Here is an 18,730-nt window from a genome sequence, read left to right on the forward strand (position 1 = left end):
CGGGTCACACCTCGCCGGGCGGGCGCGGCGGGCTGACCGTGGTGCGCGGACTGCGGCGCTGCGAGGAGGCCCGGACGATCAGCTCGGTGGGCATCAGGGTGCCGGGCGGCGGCCCGGTCCCGGCGGTCCGGTAGCGCGGCGGGAACAGCCGCCCGGTGCCGGCCGGGGAGCCCGCCTCGACTCCCTCGATGGCGTCGATCAGCAGGTTGACCACCGTGGTGCCGATCCGCCGGGGCTTCAACGACAGCGTGGTGATCGGGGGTTCGGTGTTGGCGTAGACGTCGGACTCGCTGCAGCAGACCAGCAGTAGGTCGTCCGGCACCCGCAGCCCGTAGCGCCGGGCGGCGGCCAGCAGGTCGGTGCCGTTCGGGTCGAACAGCCCGTACACCGCGTCCGGCCGGTCCGGCCGGGCCAGCAGCCGGTCGGCGGCCACCGCCCCGGCGGCCGGGTCGTGCGCCGGGTACGCCTCGTAGACCGGCTCCTGCCCGACCCGGGCGCACCAGCCGAGGTAGGCCTCGGTGGAGAGCCGGGTGTAGGTGTCGGTGGAGGTGCCGGTCAGCAGGCCGATCCGGCGGGCGCCGGCCTCGCTGAGGTGCTCCAGGATGTTCAGCACGGCCGCCTCGTGGTCGTTGTCGACCCAGGCGGTGACCGGGCAGTTGCCCGGTTTGCCGTCGCTGACCACCGGTACCCCGGACCGGTAGAGCTCGGTGACCAGCGGGTCCTGGTCGGGCGGGTCGATCACCACCGTGCCGTCGAGCGCGATGTTGCTCCACACGTCGTGCCGGGAGGACGCGGGCAGCACCACCAGCGCGTAGCCGCGGCCCAGCGCGGCGCTGGTGGCGGCCCGCGCCATCTCGGCGAAGTACGCGAACTCGGTGAAGGTGAAGGGCTCTTCGCCGTAGGTGGTGACGGTCAGGCCGATCAGGCCGGACCGCCCGGTGCGTAAGGTCCGGGCGGCGGCGGACGGGCGGTAGCCGAGGCGCTCGGCGACCTCGCGCACCCGGCTTCGGGTCTCGTCTGGCAGGCGGCCCTTGCCGTTCAGGGCGTCCGAGACCGTGGTGATGGACACTCCGGCGGCGGCTGCGACGTCCCGGATGCCGGCCCGCTCCAGACGCCGTGAGGCGATGGCTCGCCGACCGTTCTGGTTGGCTGCTGCTGTCATGGCGGACCGATCGTATGGCGCATGACGGCGTTCCGTGACCGGTTCGCTACAGGTCGCAGAAGATACGTTTCTCCGCGACCGGCTCCGGCGGGCACCCTTCGATAGCTGCGGTTTTCCCGCTCCGATACCTCTGACATGTGCCAAAGGAACCCGGCAGAATGGCTGATCTGCACCCGTAACCCGGACGAGCATCTCACCCTCACGGGTGAGGGCGGTCGGTATCGTTCACGGCACCCGACCGGGGCGCAACGGCACCACCGCCGAGGAAAGAGAAACGGAGAACCCCGTGGTTGAGCGCGAGCAGGGGCCCCGGCTGCGGCCGACCCTGGACGGCATCCCCACCTACAAGCCCGGCAAGCCCGCCAGTGCCGACTCGTTCAAGCTGTCCTCCAACGAGAACCCCTACCCGCCGCTGCCCGGCGTGCTGGAGGCCGCGGTCGCCGCCGCCGGATCGTTCAACCGGTACCCGGACATGGCGGTCACCGGCCTCACCGCCGAACTCGCCCAGCGCTTCGGCGTCCCGGCCGAGCACGTCGCCACCGGCACCGGCTCGGTCGGCGTGGCCCAGTCGCTGGTGCTCTCCACCGCCGGCGAGGGCGACGAGGTGATCTTCGCCTGGCGCTCGTTCGAGGCCTACCCGATCATCACCCAGGTCGCCGGGGCCACCCCCGTGCCCGTCCCGCTCACCGCGGACGAGGCCCACGACCTGGACGCGATGCTCGCCGCGATCACCGACCGCACCCGGCTGATCTTCGTCTGCAACCCGAACAACCCCACCGGCGCGGCCATCCACCGCGAGGACCTGGTCCGCTTCCTGGACGCCGTCCCCGCGCACATCCTGGTCGTGCTCGACGAGGCCTACCGCGAGTTCATCCGCGACGCCGACGTCCCCGACGGCATCGAGCTCTACCGCGACCGCCCCAACGTCTGCGTGCTGCGCACCTTCTCCAAGGCCTACGGCCTGGCCGGCCTGCGGGTCGGCTTCGCCGTCGCCCACGAGCAGGTCGCCACCGCGCTGCGCAAGACCGCCGTGCCGTTCGGCGTCAGCCAGCTCGCCCAGGACGCCGCGGTCGCCTCGCTGCGCGCCGAGGACGCCCTGCTGGAGCGGGTCGAGTCGCTGGTCGGCGAGCGCACCAGGGTCACCGCCGCGCTGCGCGCCCAGGGCTGGACCGTGGTCGACTCCGAGGCCAACTTCGTCTGGTTGCGCCTGGGCGAGCGGACCCTCGACTTCGCCGCCGCCTGCGCCGAGGCCGGCGTGGTGGTCCGCCCCTTCCCCGGCGAGGGCGTCCGGGTCTCGATCGGCGAGGAGCGCGGCAACGACCTCTTCCTGGCCGCGGCCGAGGCCTTCCGCAAGGAGCTCTGACCCCCTCCGCCACCTGATCGACCGTCACCCGCCGGGGCGCGCACGCTGGTTGCGCGTCCCGGCGCGGCGTTTCCCGGAGTGCGCGCCCGCCCGGGTGCGGGTGAACCGGGGACGGGACTTCGCTGGGAGGTTTCTGGGAGGGCGGTCAAGGGCTGGTGGTCGGCCGGTAGGGCGGTGGGGTCCGGGCGGGATGTTTGCGGGGATATGTCCGGATCGCTGCTGCCAGCGGGCGTCCAGGATCCGCACAGGGCGGCGCAAAGGAACCCGGCGAAGCTGTCCGCCATGAAGGTACTTCCGCGACGGCGTGGTGCCGTCCTCGTCAACTCCGCGCTCGGCGTGGCCCTGCTGGGCGGGGCCGCGCTGGCGTACACCACCCTGGACAGCGGGACCAGCAAGGCCGCCACCACCTCCAGGGTCCGGACCGCCACGGTCGCCAAGGGCACGGTCCTGGCCACCGTGTCCGGATCCGGCACGCTCACCTCGCCCTCCGACGCGGGTCAGGACTTCACCACCGGTGGCAAGGTCACCGCGATCAAGGTGGCGGTCGGCGACACGGTGACCAAGGGACAGGTGCTGGCCACGGTCGACACCACCGCCGCCCAACAGCAGGTGGACGCGGCGCAGTCCGCGCTGAACACCGCCGAGGCCAACCTCACCAAGGCCGAGGCGGGCGAGACGGTGACCACCACCGTGCCCGGCAGCTCGACCGGCAACTCCGGCTCCGGCAGCGGCGGTTCGAGCCGCAGCGGGTCCACGGGCGGTGCGGGCGCCGGCGCGACCCCCACCCCGCAGCCGAGCACCACCACCACGGTGAAGGTCGACCAGGCGCAGGTCGCCCAGGCCCAGCAGCAGGTCGACAGCGCCGAGACCTCGCTGACCAACGCCAAGGCGGCGCTGGCCGGCACCACGCTGACCGCGCTCACCGACGGCACCGTGGCCTCGATCTCCGGCAAGGTCGGCGAGACCGTCTCCGGCGGCTCGTCCGGCTCCTCCTCCGGCTCCTCCGGCGGCTCGTCCGGCAGCAGCAAGACCGGTACCAGCACGGGGAGTTCCAGCAGCACCGGGCTGTCCGGCTTCATCGTGCTGACCAACCCGACCGGGATGCAGGTCAACGCCTCCTTCTCGGAGCTGGACTCGCTGAAGCTGAAGAAGGGCCAGGCTGCCACCGTCACCCTCAACGCGCAGTCCGACACCAAGCTCAACGCCACCGTGCTGTCGGTCTCCTCGCTGCCCTCCAGCTCCAGCAACGGCGCCGTGCAGTACGGCGCGACGCTGCAGATCACCGGCGACACCTCCACCCTGCGCACCGGCCTGAGCGCCACCATCGCGGTGACCACCGGCGAGGCCGACAACGCCCTGTCGCTGCCCGCCGCCGCCCTGCAGGGCACCGGCGCCACGCGCACCGCCACCGTGGTCCACGACGACGGCACCACCGAGCGCGTGCAGGTCGCCGTCGGCGTCGAGGGCGACAGCACCGTGCAGGTCACCGACGGCCTGACGGAGGGCGAGAAGGTCGAGCTGACCTCCACCACCGCCGGCACCGGCAACGGCTTCCCGTCCGGCAACTTCCCCGGCCTGAACGGCGGCGCGGGCGGCCTCGGCGGGACGGGCGGCGGCTTCGGCGGCGGCGGCACCCGCAGCGGCGGCGGCGCGGCCGGAGGCTCCCGCTGATGGGCACCGCCAAGCCCCCGGTGATCCAGATCCGCCGGGTCACCAAGTCGTACGGCCACGGCGACGCCGTGGTGCACGCCCTGCGCGGACCGGCCGGCCAGGACGGCACGCCGCTCGGCGTGGACCTGGACATCGACGAGGGCGACTTCGTCGCGGTGATGGGCTCCTCCGGCTCCGGCAAGTCCACCCTGATGAACATCCTCGGCTGCCTGGACGTGCCCACCGCCGGGCGCTACCTGCTGGACGGCATCGACGTCGGCCACCTCGACGAGGGCCAGCTGGCACTGGTGCGCAACCGCAAGATCGGCTTCGTCTTCCAGTCCTTCAACCTGGTGCCGCGCACCACCGCGCTCGCCCAGGTCGAACTGCCGCTGGCCTACGCCGGGGTGCGCGCCGCCGAGCGGCGCCGCCGGGCGCTCGCCGCGCTCGGCCTGGTCGGCCTCGCCGACCGCGCCGGACACAAGCCCAACCAGCTCTCCGGCGGCCAGCAGCAGCGCGTCGCGGTGGCCCGCGCCCTGGTCACCGCGCCCGCGATGCTGCTCGCCGACGAGCCCACCGGCAACCTGGACAGCCACTCCACCGAGGAGGTGCTCGGCATCATCGACCGCCTCAACGTGCTCGGCCGCACCGTGGTGATGATCACCCACGAGGACGAGGTCGCCCGGCACGCCAAGCGGGTCATCCGCCTGGTCGACGGCGCGATCATCAGCGACGTGCGGCAGGCGCCGGTCGACGGCCCGCCGCCCGCCCTGGCCGCGGAGGTGCTCGCGTGATCGCCTGGCAGATGCTCCGCTTCGCGGTCGGCGGCCTCGCCGCCAACAAGGTCCGCTCCGGGCTGACCATGCTCGGCGTGCTGATCGGCGTGGCCTCGGTGATCCTGCTGCTCGCCGTCGGCAACGGCTCCTCGGTGGCGGTGAAGGAGTCGATCACCTCGCTCGGCACCAACTCGCTGACCGTCTCCTCCTCCGCCTCCCGCGGCGCCGCCACCGCCGCCAAGAAGCTCACCGTGGAAGACGCCAAGGCGCTCGCCTCGGCCACCGACACCCCGTCGATCAAGTCGGTCGCCCCGGTGGTCACCACCACCGGCACCGCGCTGTACGGGAACATCTCGTACCAGCCCGGGCAGATCGTCGGCACCTACCCGGCGTACTTCGAGACCGCCAACCAGAAGGTCGCCAAGGGCGACTACTTCTCCGCCGACGACGTGCTGAACTCCCGAAAGGTGGCGGTGCTCGGCTCGACCACCGCCAAGCAGCTGTTCGACACCGAGGACCCGATCGGCAAGAAGATCACCATCGGCGGCACCCCGTTCACCGTGGTCGGCGTGCTCACCACCAAGGGCTCCACCGGGTTCAACGACCCCGACGACGTGGTGATCGCGCCGCTGCCGACCGTGCAGAACGCCTTCACCGGCTTCGGCTCGGTCAACCAGATCCTGGTGCAGGCCTCCTCCGCGGAGTCCACCACCGAGGCGCAGGCCGACATCACCCGGATCCTGATGGGCACCCACGCCATCAAGGACGCCACCAAGGTCGACTTCCGGATCAGCAACCAGACCTCGCTGCTGTCCGCCCGCGAGTCCACCACCAAGACGTTCACGGTGCTGCTCGGCGCGGTCGCCGCGATCTCGCTGCTGGTCGGCGGCATCGGCATCACCAACATCATGCTGGTCACCGTCACCGAGCGGACCAAGGAGATCGGCATCCGCAAGGCGCTCGGCGCGCCCCGCGCGGTCATCCTCGGCCAGTTCCTCGCCGAGTCCACCCTGCTCTCGGTGATCGGCGCCGGCCTCGGCGTGCTCGCCGGGATCATCGGCTCGCACTTCTCGGTGGTCGGCATCAAGCCGGTGGTGATCCCCGAGTCGGTGCTCGGCGCCTTCGGCATCGCCGTCGCCATCGGACTGTTCTTCGGCAGCTACCCCGCCAACCGGGCCGCCTCGCTGCGCCCCATCGACGCCCTGCGGCACGAATAAGGAGACCCCCATGTCGGACGACCAGGAGCTGCTGGCCACCGCGCCGGACGCCCGCGACGTCACCGCCGAGCTGGCCGCGCCGCCGCGCCGCAAGCTCCCCTGGCCCACCCTGGCGCTGGCGGGCTGCGTCATAGCGGTGCTGGGTTTCTCGGGCGGTGTCTGGTACCAGAAGGACAACGGCACGACGGCCACCAACACCCGCGCCACCGCGGGTGGCGGCAACGGCCAGTTCCCCGGCTACGGCCAGAACGGCTCCCGCCGCGGCGGCCAGAACGGCGGCACCGGCCAGGGCTTCCCCGGCGGCGCGGCCGGCGGCGGCTTCGCCCGGGGCACCGTCAAGTCGGTGGACGGCAACACCGTCTACCTGACCGACGCCAACGGCAACACCATCAAGGTCACCACCGGCGACTCGACCAAGGTCACCATGAACAAGGACGGCAAGGTCACCGACCTGCAGCCCGGCCAGAGCGTCACCGTGGTCGGCACCAAGGGCGCGGACGGCTCGTACGCGGCGAGCCAGCTCTCCGAGGGCGCGGCCGGCGGGTTCGGCGGTTTCGGCGGCGGCAACCGGGGCACCGGAACGGGAACCGGAACCGGTACCGGTTCGGGCACGAATGGATGACTCATCCAATCTTCATCCACGGTGCGTAGCCTGCCCGGGCTAAGGTCCACAGGAGACCCATCGTCCGACCCGGAGGCGGATCAACCGTGTCAAGCACAGTGCAGTCGGCCCCGGCCCAGGTGAACTCCGCGGCCGGGGAACCCTTCCTGCTGGTGGTCGACGACGAGCCGAACATCCGCGAGCTGCTCTCCGCGAGCCTGCGGTTCTCCGGCTTCCGGGTCGCCTCGGCCGCCACCGGCCAGGAGGCGCTGGACGCGGTCGCGGCCGAGCGCCCCGACCTGGTGGTGCTCGACGTGATGCTGCCCGACCTGGACGGCTTCACCGTCGTCCAGCGGCTGCGCGACCAGACCCAGTGGCCGCAGAGCCCCGAGCACGTCCCGGTGCTGTTCCTCACCGCGAAGGACGGTACCGGTGACAAGGTGCAGGGCCTGGCGGTCGGCGCGGACGACTACGTCACCAAGCCGTTCAGCCTGGAGGAGCTGATCGCCCGGATCCGGGCGATCCTCCGCCGGGCCGGCGGCCCCGCCGACGACGGCCGCCTGGTGGTCGCCGACCTCACCCTGGACCCCACCGCGCACGAGGTCACCCGCGGCGGCGTCCCGGTCTCGCTCTCCCCCACCGAGTTCAAGCTGCTGCACTACCTGATGGCCAACGTCGGCCGGGTGGTCTCCAAGGCGCAGATCCTCGACCACGTGTGGGCCTACGACTTCGGCGGCGACCTCTCCATCGTCGAGTCGTACATCTCCTACCTGCGCCGCAAGCTCGACTCCGGTCCGGCGCACGGCCCGAAGCTGATCCACACGGTGCGCGGCATCGGCTACGCGCTGCGCCGCCCGCCGAACGGCTGAGATGGCCCGCTTCTCGCTGCGCGTGCGGCTGCTGGTGCTGGCGCTGCTGCTGGTCACCACCGGCCTGGTGGTGAGCGACACCCTGGTGCTGGGCACGGTCCGCGGCCAGCTGGTGGAGCGCGCCGACCAGCAGCTGCAGCGCTTCGCCGAACCGCTCTCCCGCCGCGCCCCGTCCCGCCAGCAGGCCCCGGTCTCGGTGTTCAGCCCGCAGCAGGTCAACCGGCGGGCCGGGCAGATCCTGCCCAGCGAGTACCTGGTCCGCTACCTGGCGGCGGACGGCTCGGTGCTCAGCGTCGTCCGGCAGCCGCTCGCCGAGTCCGACCCGGCCCCGCAGCTGCCGCAGCTCTCCGCGGCCGCCCTCACCAAGCGCAAGGGCACCCCGTTCACCACCGAGGTACCCAGGAACAGCGAGTGGCGCTCGCTGGTGCTGCCGCTGCAGCGCTCCACCGCCGGGGACTTCACCTCCCCCGCGTTCGTCGAGGTCGCCGTCCCGCTGGATGACGTCCGGGCGACCACCAACCACCTGCGCACCACCTTCCTCACCATCGGCGGTGCGCTGCTGGTCGGTCTGGCCGGCCTCGGCGCGCTGGCGGTGCGCGCCGGGCTGCGCCCGCTGCGGCAGCTGGAGCTCGGCGCCGAGCGGATCGCGGCCGGCGAGCTGTCCCACCGGATGCCCGAGCTGCCGGCCCGCACCGAGGTGGGCCGGCTGTCCACCGCGCTGAACGGGATGCTCGCGCAGATCGAGACCGCCTTCGCGGCCCGGGCCGCCTCCGAGGCCCGGATGCGCCGCTTCGTCGCCGACGCCTCGCACGAGCTGCGCACCCCGCTGGCCGGCATCCGCGGCTTCGCCGAACTGCACCGGATGGGCGCGCTGCAGGACGTGGACCGGGCGATGGACCGGATCGAGTCGGAGGCGGTCCGGATGGGCGGCCTGGTCGAGGACCTGCTGACGCTGGCCCGCCTCGACGAGGAGCGCCCGCTCGACCTCGCGCCGATGGACCTGCGCACGCTGGCCGCCGACGCGCTGCACGACCTGACCGCGCTCGACCCCGGCCGCCCGGTCGCGCTGACCGGCCCGGGCGGCGCCGGCGCCCCGCAGCCCGCCCCGGTGCTCGGCGACGAGGCCCGGCTGCGCCAGGTGGTGACCAACCTGGTCGGCAACGCGGTCAAGCACACCCCGCCGGGCACCGCGGTGCGGATCGGGGTGGGCCGCTCCGGCGGCGCCTGCCTGCTCGAAGTGGCCGACCAGGGTCCCGGCATGACGGACGATCAGGCCGCCCTGGTGTTCGAACGGTTCTACCGGGTGGACGCCTCGCGCAGCCGCCAGGACGGCGGGGGAGCGGGTCTCGGCCTGGCCATCGCCACCGCACTGGTGGAGGCGCACAGCGGCGAGCTGACCCTGAGCACCGCGCCGGGCGCCGGCGCGGCCTTCCGGGTGGAGCTGCCGCACCAGCGCTGAGCTGGTCCGACGCCCAACCGGGGACGAACTGTCAAGCGCCGTTCGGTCCACCGTGCCTGCCCGCGTGCTGCTTGTGACGGCCGAACGGGCATCAGATCATCGGCTTGTCCGAAAACACCCACCCCCGTGCAACCGCACCGATAAGCATCATGGATACTCACCTTGTGAACGTGTTCACGTTCACAAGCGGGCAAGCTTGGCCTACTTCGGCGCGTTCGCGTGCTACGTATGCGTTTGTCCGGTATGTGGCAATCCAGTGAGAGAGGGCGCAGTGGAGCTAGCAGTCGCTCACGAGACCATCGCGCGATGGCAGTTCGGCATCACCACCGTCTACCACTTCCTCTTCGTCCCGCTCACCATCAGCCTGGCGTCGATCGTCGCCGGACTGCAGACGGCCTGGGTGCGCACGGGCAAGGAGAAGTACTTCCACGCCACCAAGTTCTGGGGCAAGCTCTTCCTGATCAACATCGCGATGGGCGTGGTCACCGGCATCGTCCAGGAGTTCCAGTTCGGCATGAACTGGTCCGACTACTCCCGCTTCGTCGGCGACGTGTTCGGCGCCCCGCTGGCGATGGAGGCGCTGATCGCCTTCTTCTTCGAGTCCACCTTCATCGGCCTGTGGATCTTCGGCTGGGACCGGCTGCCGAAGAAGATCCACCTGGCCTGCATCTGGCTGGTGGCGATCGGCACCGCGCTCTCCGCGTACTTCATCCTGGCCGCCAACTCCTGGATGCAGCACCCCGTCGGCTACCGGATCAACCCGGCCACCGGCAAGGCCCAACTCACCGACATCGGGCGGGTGCTGTTCCAGAACACCACGCTGGTCCAGGTCTTCCACACCCTCACCGCGGCCTTCCTCACCGGCGCCGCCTTCGTGGTCGGCATCGCCAGCTACCACCTGTGGCGGGCCAAGCAGGGCAAGCAGCCCGACAAGCGCAAGACCGCCGCGATGCGCACCTCGCTGCGGGTCGGCCTGGCCATCGCGGTGGTCGCGGGCCTGGGCACCGCGATCAGCGGCGACACCCTCGGCAAGGTGATGTTCGAGCAGCAGCCGATGAAGATGGCCGCCGCCGAGGCCCTCTGGGACACCCAGGCGCCCGCACCGTTCTCGATCTTCGCCGTCGGCGACGTCTCCCAGGGCCACAACTCGGTCGAGCTGGAGATCCCCGGGATACTGTCCTTCCTCGCCCACAGCGACTTCTCCTCGTCGGTGCCCGGCATCAACGACACCGCCGCCGCCGAGGCCGCCAAGTACGGCGGTCAGCCGACCGACTACATCCCCAACATCTTCGTCACCTACTGGGGCTTCCGGCTGATGATCGGCTTCGGCATGACGTCCTTCGTCGCCGCGCTGATCGGACTGTGGACCACCCGCCGGAAGTTCTGGCTGGCCCCCGAGCACCGCACCGGCGAGGACGAGCCGCCGAAGCTGATGCTCACGAAGAAGCACGAGATGAACGTCTTCTTCACCCGCTGGAGCTGGCGGATCGGCATCTTCACCATGGGCTTCCCGCTGCTCGCCAACAGCTTCGGCTGGATCTTCACCGAGATGGGCCGCCAGCCCTGGGTGGTCTTCGGCCTGATGCGCACCCGCGACGCGGTCTCCCCCAACGTCAGTGTCGGCACCCAGATCGGCTCGCTGACCACCCTCACCCTGCTCTACGCGATCCTCGCCGTCATCGAGGTCCGACTGCTCGCCAAGTACGCCGCGGCCGGCCCGGACACCTCCGAGCAGCCGCCCACGAAGGACCCGACCCTGCGCGGCCCCTCGGACGAGGACACCGACAAGCCGCTCGCCTTCGCGTACTGAGGACGGATCACATGCACCTGTACGACCTCTGGTTCATCCTGATCGCCGTCCTGTGGATCGGCTACTTCTTCCTGGAGGGCTTCGACTTCGGGATCGGCATCCTCACCCGCACCCTCGCCCGGAACACCACCGAGCGCCGGGTCCTGATCAACACCATCGGCCCGGTCTGGGACGGCAACGAGGTCTGGCTGCTCACCGCCGGCGGCGCCACCTTCGCGGCCTTCCCCGACTGGTACGCCACCCTGTTCAGCGGCTTCTACATCCCGCTGCTGCTGATCCTGGTCTGCCTGATCGTCCGCGGCGTCGCCTTCGAGTACCGGGCCAAGCGCACCGGCGAGAGCTGGCAGCGCAACTGGGAGACCGCCATCTTCTGGACCTCCCTGCTGCCCGCCTTCCTGTGGGGCGTCGCCTTCGCCAACATCGTCCACGGCGTCGACATCGACCAGGACAAGAACTACGTCGGCACCTTCTGGGACCTGCTGAACCCCTACGCGCTGCTCGGCGGACTCACCACCCTGGTGCTCTTCACCTTCCACGGCGCGGTGTTCGCCTCGCTGAAGACCACCGGCGACATCCGGGTCCGGGCCCGCGCCCAGGCCACCGCGCTGGGACTGGCCACCGCCGTGCTCGCCGCGGTCTTCCTGGTCTGGACCCAGGCGCACTCCGGCAACGGCTGGAGCCTGGCCGCCCTGGTCGTCGCCGTCCTCGCCCTGGTCGGCGCGCTCGCCGCCAACCGGCTGGCCCGCGAGGGCTGGGCGTTCACCCTCTCCGGCCTGACCATCGTGGCCGCCGTCGGCATGCTCTTCCTCTCGCTCTTCCCGGACGTCATGCCCTCGACCCTGAACGACGCCTGGTCACTGACCGTCAGCAACGCCTCCTCCTCGCCGTACACCCTCAAGGTGATGAGCATCGTCGCCCTGGTCTTCACCCCGATCGTGCTGCTCTACCAGGGCTGGACCTACTGGGTCTTCCGCCGCCGGATCGGCGTCCAGAACATCCCCGCCGCCGCTCACCACTGACCCGCAGGAGCACACCTGATGGACCGCCAGCAGAGGATGCGTCCGATCGACCCCCGGCTGCTGGCGTACGCCCGCACCACCCGCGCCTTCCTCGCCGGATCCGTCCTCCTCGGCGGGGCGGGCGCGGTCCTGCTGGTCGCCCAGGCCGCGCTGATCGCCTCACTGGTGGTGCGCTCCTTCCAGCACGGCGAACACCCGCTCTGGGGACCACTGCTCGGCCTGGCCCTGGTCTCGCTCGGCCGGGCCCTGGTCGCCTGGCTCACCGAACTCACCGCCCACCGCTCGGTCGCCGCCGTCAAGTCCACCCTGCGCCGCCGGCTGCTCGACCACGCCACCGCCCTCGGCCCCGGCTACCTCTCCGGCCGCCGCACCGGCGACCTCGCCACCCTGGCCACCCGCGGCATCGACGCCCTCGACGACTACTTCGCCCGCTACCTCCCGCAGCTCGCCCTCGCCGTCGTCGTCCCGCTCGTCGTCCTCACCCGGATCGTCGGCGCCGACTGGGAGTCCGCCGCGATCATCTGCGTCACCCTGCCGCTGATCCCGCTCTTCATGATCCTGATCGGCCACGCCACCCAGTCCCGGATGGACCGCCAGTGGCACGGCCTCGCCCGGCTCTCCCACCACTTCCTCGACGTCGTCGCCGGCCTGCCCACCCTCAAGGTCTTCGGCCGCGCCAAGGCCCAGGCGCAGGCCATCGGCCGGATCACCGACGACTACCGCCGCGCGACCCTGCGCACCCTGCGGCTCGCCTTCCTCTCCTCCTTCGCCCTGGAACTCCTCTCCACCCTCTCGGTCGCCCTGGTCGCCGTCTCCATCGGCTTCCGCCTGGTCAACGGCACCCTCGACCTGGAGACCGGCCTGCTGGTCCTGGTCCTCGCCCCCGAGGTCTACCTCCCGCTGCGGCAGGTCGGCGCGCTCTACCACTCCAGCGCGGAGGGCCTCACCGCCGCCGCGGAGATCTTCGAGGTCCTGGAGACCCCGCTGCCCGCCGCCGGCACCCGGCCCGCCCCCGCCCTGACCGGCGTCCCGGTCCGGATCGAGGGCCTGACCGTCCGTCACCCCGGACGCGACACGGACGCCCTGCACCGGCTCGACCTGCAGATCCCGGCCGGCCGCACCACCGTCGTCACCGGGCCGAGCGGCGCCGGCAAGTCCACCCTCGTCTCGGCGCTGCTCGGCTTCGTCCAGCCGGACGCCGGACGGATCCTGATCGGCGACCAGCCCCTCGCCGAGACCGACCTCGCCACCTGGCACCGCCAGATCGCCTGGGTCCCCCAGCACCCCCACCTGTTCGCCGGCACCGTCGCCGACAACCTCCGCCTGGCCCGCCCCGACGCCACCCCCGAGGACCTCGCCACCGCGATGGCCGCCGCGCACGTCGACTTCGCCACCCCCGCCACCGTCCTCACCGAGAACGGCCAGGGCCTCTCCGCCGGCCAACGCCAACGCCTCGCCCTCGCCCGCGCGCTCCTCACCCCCCGCCCCCTCCTCATCCTCGACGAACCCACCGCCCACCTCGACCCCCTCACCGAGGCGAAGCTCCTCGAAACCCTCCGCACCCTCGACCGCACAGTCCTCCTCATCACCCACCGCCCCGCCCTCACGGCCCTCGCCGACACTCACCTCCACCTCGACGCGCCCCGCCAGAACGCGCCCCGCCAGGGGCGCGGGGAACTGCGCGAAGCGGAAGAAACGGAGCTCCAGCCCGGGCATGTGCAGCAGCCGCTCCCTGGTGCGGGCTCTGCGAACGGTGAGACCTCGCAGCGTGGGCCGGAAGCTGAGACTGAGGCTCCGTCATCCCCCGACCTGGCCCCCGGGACTTCCCACCCCGCGCAGTTCCCCGCGCCCCTGCCTGCTCCCTCCGCTCGCGTCCCGCGCTTGTGGCTCGCCGTCCTCCTCGGTGCCCTCGCTCTCGGCTCCGCCGTCGCTCTCATGGCCACCTCCGGCTGGCTGATCTCGCGTGCGTCGCAGATGCCGCCGGTGCTGTACCTGATGGTCGCCGTCACCTCGGTCCGCGCGTTCGGCATCGGGCGCAGCGTGTTCCGGTACGCCGAGCGGCTGGTGTCGCACGACACCGTCCTCAAGGCTCTGGGGACCGTCCGCACCGCGGTCTACCGCCGGCTGGAGCAGCTCGCCCCGGCGGCGCTCCCGCAGTTCCGTCGCGGGGACCTGCTCTCCCGGCTGGTTTCGGACGTCGACGCGATGCAGGACTTCCACCTGCGCTGGCGCCTGCCGGCGGCCGTCGCCGCACTGGTCTCGGTCGCCGCGTCGCTGGCGCTGGCGGCGTTCCTCCCGCTCGCGGGAGCGGTCCTCGCGGTCGGGCTGCTGCTCGCCGGCGCGGCCGTCCCGCTGCTGGAGCGCTGGATCTCGGGTCGCACCGAGCGCCGGCACGCCCCGGCCCGCGGCGAGCTCGCCACCAGCGTCGTGGACACCCTCACCGGCACCGCCGAGCTGACCGTCGCGGGCGCGCTGCCCGCCCGCCTCGAGGCCACCCGCGCGGCGGACCGCACGCTGACCGGGCTCGCCGCCCGCTCCGCGGCGTCGGCGGCGCTCTCCGCGGCGCTGGTCGCGCTGGTGACCGGACTGACCGTCACCGCGGCCGCCGCGGCGGGTGTGCAGGCGGTGGCGGCCGGCACGTTGTCCGGGGTGTGCCTGGCGGTGGTGGTGCTGACCCCGCTGGCCGCGTTCGAGGCGGTGGTGGGGATGCCGACGGCGATGCGGTTCCGGGAGCGGGCCCGGGCGTCCCGCGAGCGGCTCGACGAGGTGCTGTCGGCTCCCGCCCCCGTCACCGAGCCGTCCGACCCGCGGGCGCTCCCCGAGGTGCGGCTCCCGCTCCGGATCGAGAACCTGACGGCCCGTTGGCCGGGCGCCGAGCGCGATGCGCTGCACGGTCTCGACCTGGTCCTCACCCCGGGCCGCCGGGTGGCGGTCGTCGGGCCGTCGGGCTCCGGCAAGACCACCCTGGCGAACGTGCTGCTGCGCTTCGTCGAGCAGCGTGCGGGCGGGGTGGTGCTGGCGGACGGGTGTCCACAGGCTGTGGACACCCGGGCGCTGGCGGGCGACGACGTCCGCCGGGTGGTCGGGCTGTGTGCGCAGGACGCGCACGTCTTCGACAGCTCGGTGCGGGAGAACCTGCGGCTGGCCAGGCCGGACGCCGGTGAGCAGGAGCTGCGGGCGGCGCTGGCGAAGGCGCGGCTGTGGGAGTGGGTGGCGGGGCTGCCGGACGGGCTGGACACCATGGTGGGGGAGCACGGGGCGCGGCTGTCGGGCGGTCAGCGGCAGCGGTTGGCGCTGGCGCGGGCGCTGCTGGCGGACTTCCCGGTGCTGGTGCTGGACGAGCCGGCCGAGCACCTGGACCTGCCGACGGCGGACGCGCTGACGGCGGACCTGCTGGCCGCCACCGAGGGCCGGACGACCGTGCTGATCACCCACCGCCTGGCGGGGCTGGACGACGGCTGCGTGGACGAGGTGCTGGTGCTGGACGGCGGCCGGGTGGTGGAGCGCGGCGGCTGGTCCGAGCTGGCGGGTCGTCAGGACGGCCTACTGGCGGCGATGATCGCGCAGGAGCGGGCGGGGGAGGCGGTGGCGCTCTGACGGACCGTCGGGAGGACCCGTCCGGGGCATGCGGAGGCGAGACGCGTCGGGAGGATCCGTCCGGGGCAACCCGCAGCGAGACGCGCGATGCGATGATCGGACATAGCGGCGCAAACGGGCACACTGGTCGCATGGAGACCCCGCCGGAGCAGCCGCCCGCCGACAGCGGCCCGCCGCGCATCCCCGAGATCGCCTCGCTCGGGCTGGACACCCTGGTCACCGAGGTCTCCGAGCGGCTGCAGTCGGCCGCCGCGGTGACCGACCGGATGCAGCGGCTGCTGGAGGCGGTGGTCTCGGTCGGCGCCGGGCTGGACCCGCACGCCACCCTGCAGCGGATCGCCAGCGGCGCGGCCGAGCTGGTGGACGCGAAGTACGCGGCGCTCGGCGTGGTCAACCCGCACGGCAAGGGACTGTCGGACTTCATCCACATCGGCATCGACGACGAGACGGCCGCCCGGATCGGCCACCTGCCGACCGGGCGCGGCATCCTCGGCGCGCTGATCGACGACCCGGAGCCGCTGCGGCTCGCCGACCTGTCCCAGGACCCGCGTTCCTCCGGCTTCCCGCCGCACCACCCGCCGATGACCTCCTTCCTCGGGGTGCCGATCCGGGTCCGCGGCGTGGTGTTCGGCAACCTCTACCTGACCGAGAAGAAGGGCGGCGGCGCCTTCACCCCCGAGGACGAGCAGGTGGTGCACGCGCTGGCCGCCGCCGCGGGCGTGGCGATCGAGAACTCCCGGCTGTTCGAGGAGGGCCGCCGCCGCGAACGGTGGATCACCGGCGCGGCGGCGGTGACCACCTCGCTGCTCTCCTCCGACGAGGCGCAGGTGGCGCTGACCGTCGCCGCCGAGCAGGTGCGCGAACTCGCCGACGGCGCCCTGGGGATGATCCTGCTCCCGGCCGGCGAGGACCGGATGCGGGTGGCGCACGCCTCCGGGGAGCGCGCCGACTACCTGACCGGCGAGCTGCTGCCCGAACGGGGCTTCGCCCCCCGGCTGCTGGCCGGCGAGGCGGTGTACCTGGACGCCCTGGCGTACGCCCCGGAGACCGCCTCGGACGCCCAGTTCGACCGGCTGGCGCGCCGGTTCGGGCCGTCCATGGCGGTGCCGATGGTCTCGGCGGGCCGGGTGCTGGGCGCGCTCTGCGTCTGGCGCGGGGCGGGCACCATGCCGTTCACCGACACCGAGAAGCAGCTCGCCCAGACCTTCGCCTCGCAGGCCGCGCTCGCCCTCCGGCTCGCCGAGTACCAGCGCAACCAGCAGCGCCTGGCGGTCTTCCAGGACCGCGACCGGATCGCCCGCGACCTGCACGACCTGGTCATCCAACGGCTGTTCGCCACCGGCATGATGCTGGAGAGCGCGGCCCGCCGCGCCGTCGTCCCGGAGGTGAAGGACCGGATCGGCCAGGCGGTGGACGAGCTGGACGCCACCATCCAGGAGGTCCGCACCACCATCTACGCCCTGCAGCACGGCGACACCGACGACGAGCCGGACACCCTGCGCACCCGGGTGCTGCGCGAGGCCAGCCAGGCCGCCGCCGCCCTCGGCTTCCGACCCACCGTCACCTTCCGCGGCCCGGTGGAGAGCCTGGTCGGCGAGCAGGCCTCCCGCCAACTGCTCGCCGCACTAAGGGAGATGCTCTCCAACACCGCCCGGCATGCCCGCGCCTCCCGGGTCTCGGTGGAGCTCGACGCCACCGTCCACCTCGGCGAGGACGGCCGCCCGGTCTCCGGCGACCCGCAGGACGAGGACCGCCCCGGCCGTCCCGGCGTGCTGCTCACCGTCACCGACGACGGCGTCGGCATCCCCGAGGGCGGCCGCCGCTCCGGCCTGCGCAACCTGACCCGGCGGGCCGAGGCGCTCGGCGGCGACGCCTGGCACGAACCGGGGCCGCACGGCCGGGGCACCCGGGTGCGCTGGTCCGCCCGGCTGTGAATCTGCCCTGAGGAGTCAAGAGTTCGCCATCGGGGTGTCAACCGGTGGACGGCTCCGCTACGTTCTGGCGTGACGCGGTCGGGGATCACGGGGGTTTGCTTCTGATGAGCAATCAGATCGTCAAGGCGCTGGAGGACGGGGCGCAGCGGCTGGGCAAGACCTTGGTGGAGGACGCCGGGAAGGCGCTGAAGAACTTCTACCGGCATGCGGGCGACAACATGAAGAAGGTCGCCAAGAACGTCCGGGACATCGAGGAGAAGCACGCCAAGGACCTCGAGAAGATCTTCAAGGGCGAGGGCAAGGGCCTGAACCACCCGCGTTCCGGCGGCGGTGGTCACGGCCGGCGCGGTGGCTCGCATCCGAAGGGCCGCGGCCGCGAGCAGGTGAAGTCGCCGCGGACCGAAGGCCGTGAGCACGTCTCGCGCAAGTGCCCGGGTGAGCCCGTCGACATCGCGACGGGCCGGATGTTCATCGACCAGACGGATGTGAACCTGCCCGGTTCGCTGCCACTGCTGTTCACCCGGAACTTCGAGTCCGGCTACCGGGCGGGCCGGTGGATGGGCGCGCACTGGATCTGCAGCTTCGACGAGCGCCTGGAACTCGACGAGGACGGCGTGGTCCACCTGCGCCCCGACCGCATCACCCAGGCCTACCCGCTGCCCGAGCCCGGCGACCCGGTATACGCCTCGGCCGGCTCCCGCCACGAACTCGCCCTGCACGACGGCCTGTTCACCGTCACCGACCCCGCCACCGGCCTGGTGAAGACCTTCACCCCGATGCCCGAGGGCGACGAGGCCCTGCTCACCGAGGTCCGCGACCGGCACGGCCGCCACTACACCCTCGCCTACGACGAGGACGGTGTCCCTCTCTCGATCACCCACTCCGGCGGCTACCGGCTGCTGGTCACCGTCGACGCCGACCGCATCACCGCCCTGCGCCTGGCGGGCGCGAGCGACAGCGGTGGCGACGCCCTCCTGATGCGCTACAGCTACACCGACGGGCACCTGTCCGCGGTCTACAACTCCAGCGGCAAGGCGCTGCGCTTCGCCAACGACGGCGACGGCCGCATCCTGTCGTGGACCGACCGCAACGACTCCCGCTACCTGTACGCCTACGACGCCCACGACCGCGTCACCGACGAGGGCGGCGCCGACGGCGCGCTGCGCTTCCACTTCGCGTACGGCGAGGCCGACCCCGCCACCGGCCTCGCCGCGCACACCGAGACCAACGCCCTCGGCCACACCACCACCTACCTGATCAACGAACACGCCCA

Annotated in this window: 13 protein-coding genes; 12 read left to right on the forward strand and 1 reads right to left on the reverse strand. The window is 72.4% G+C overall.

From position 1 onward, the window contains the following. Positions 1-4 precede the first annotated feature (4 nt). Positions 5-1,162: a LacI family DNA-binding transcriptional regulator gene (locus tag AB0K51_RS21420; RefSeq protein WP_363457771.1), complete on the reverse strand. Its 1,158-nt coding sequence runs from the start codon at positions 1,160-1,162 to the stop codon at positions 5-7. A gap of 286 nt (positions 1,163-1,448) precedes the next feature. Between AB0K51_RS21420 and hisC the strand changes: the two genes are divergently transcribed. From hisC to AB0K51_RS21480, 12 genes are all read left to right on the forward strand, one after another. Beyond that, positions 1,449-2,525 carry a histidinol-phosphate transaminase gene (gene hisC / locus AB0K51_RS21425; RefSeq protein ID WP_363457774.1) on the forward strand — a complete coding sequence of 359 codons (1,077 nt, stop codon included), beginning with the start codon at positions 1,449-1,451 and terminating at the stop codon, positions 2,523-2,525. A gap of 282 nt (positions 2,526-2,807) precedes the next feature. Continuing rightward, positions 2,808-4,196: a biotin/lipoyl-binding protein gene (locus tag AB0K51_RS21430; RefSeq protein WP_363457777.1), complete on the forward strand. Its 1,389-nt coding sequence runs from the start codon at positions 2,808-2,810 to the stop codon at positions 4,194-4,196. Continuing rightward, positions 4,196-4,969, forward strand: a complete 774-nt coding sequence (locus AB0K51_RS21435; RefSeq protein WP_363457780.1) for an ABC transporter ATP-binding protein — start codon at positions 4,196-4,198, stop codon at positions 4,967-4,969. Before AB0K51_RS21430 ends, AB0K51_RS21435 begins: the two co-directional genes overlap by 1 nt. After that, on the forward strand, positions 4,966-6,168 hold the full coding sequence (locus tag AB0K51_RS21440) for an ABC transporter permease (protein ID WP_363457783.1): 1,203 nt from the start codon (positions 4,966-4,968) through the stop codon (positions 6,166-6,168). The genes AB0K51_RS21435 and AB0K51_RS21440 overlap by 4 nt, the downstream gene beginning before the upstream one ends. Positions 6,169-6,178: 10 nt before the next feature. Next, positions 6,179-6,790, forward strand: a complete 612-nt coding sequence (locus AB0K51_RS21445) for a DUF5666 domain-containing protein (protein WP_363457786.1) — start codon at positions 6,179-6,181, stop codon at positions 6,788-6,790. 86 nt (positions 6,791-6,876) lie between these two features. Next, positions 6,877-7,638, forward strand: coding sequence for a response regulator transcription factor (locus AB0K51_RS21450; RefSeq protein ID WP_363457788.1), 762 nt, complete (start codon positions 6,877-6,879; stop codon positions 7,636-7,638). 1 nt (position 7,639) lies between these two features. Next, complete coding sequence (locus tag AB0K51_RS21455) at positions 7,640-9,097, forward strand: HAMP domain-containing sensor histidine kinase (RefSeq protein ID WP_363457791.1); 1,458 nt, start codon at positions 7,640-7,642, stop codon at positions 9,095-9,097. A 271-nt stretch (positions 9,098-9,368) separates the two neighbouring features. After that, positions 9,369-10,907 carry a cytochrome ubiquinol oxidase subunit I gene (locus tag AB0K51_RS21460; protein WP_363457794.1) on the forward strand — a complete coding sequence of 513 codons (1,539 nt, stop codon included), beginning with the start codon at positions 9,369-9,371 and terminating at the stop codon, positions 10,905-10,907. 11 nt (positions 10,908-10,918) lie between these two features. Further along, on the forward strand, positions 10,919-11,926 hold the full coding sequence (cydB, locus tag AB0K51_RS21465; RefSeq protein ID WP_363457797.1) for a cytochrome d ubiquinol oxidase subunit II: 1,008 nt from the start codon (positions 10,919-10,921) through the stop codon (positions 11,924-11,926). A 36-nt stretch (positions 11,927-11,962) separates the two neighbouring features. Further along, positions 11,963-15,523: a thiol reductant ABC exporter subunit CydD gene (gene cydD, locus AB0K51_RS21470; RefSeq protein WP_363457809.1), complete on the forward strand. Its 3,561-nt coding sequence runs from the start codon at positions 11,963-11,965 to the stop codon at positions 15,521-15,523. A 131-nt stretch (positions 15,524-15,654) separates the two neighbouring features. Next, positions 15,655-17,457, forward strand: coding sequence for a GAF domain-containing protein (locus tag AB0K51_RS21475; RefSeq protein WP_363457800.1), 1,803 nt, complete (start codon positions 15,655-15,657; stop codon positions 17,455-17,457). Positions 17,458-17,561: 104 nt separating this feature from the next. Continuing rightward, on the forward strand, positions 17,562-18,730 hold a 1,169-nt coding region (locus AB0K51_RS21480; protein ID WP_363457803.1), incomplete at its 3' end, for an RHS repeat domain-containing protein.

Source organism: Kitasatospora sp. NPDC049285 (assembly GCF_040678815.1).
In the GTDB taxonomy this organism is placed as follows: Bacteria; Actinomycetota; Actinomycetes; order Streptomycetales; family Streptomycetaceae; genus Kitasatospora.

Coding starts and splice junctions, on each gene's coding strand:
- AB0K51_RS21420 (WP_363457771.1), bottom strand. CDS start 1,162: ATGACAGCAGCAGCCAACCAGAACGGTCGGCGAGCCATCGCCTCACGG.
- AB0K51_RS21430 (WP_363457777.1), top strand. CDS start 2,808: ATGAAGGTACTTCCGCGACGGCGTGGTGCCGTCCTCGTCAACTCCGCG.
- AB0K51_RS21435 (WP_363457780.1), top strand. CDS start 4,196: ATGGGCACCGCCAAGCCCCCGGTGATCCAGATCCGCCGGGTCACCAAG.
- AB0K51_RS21445 (WP_363457786.1), top strand. CDS start 6,179: ATGTCGGACGACCAGGAGCTGCTGGCCACCGCGCCGGACGCCCGCGAC.
- AB0K51_RS21455 (WP_363457791.1), top strand. CDS start 7,640: ATGGCCCGCTTCTCGCTGCGCGTGCGGCTGCTGGTGCTGGCGCTGCTG.
- cydB (WP_363457797.1), top strand. CDS start 10,919: ATGCACCTGTACGACCTCTGGTTCATCCTGATCGCCGTCCTGTGGATC.
- cydD (WP_363457809.1), top strand. CDS start 11,963: ATGCGTCCGATCGACCCCCGGCTGCTGGCGTACGCCCGCACCACCCGC.
- AB0K51_RS21475 (WP_363457800.1), top strand. CDS start 15,655: ATGGAGACCCCGCCGGAGCAGCCGCCCGCCGACAGCGGCCCGCCGCGC.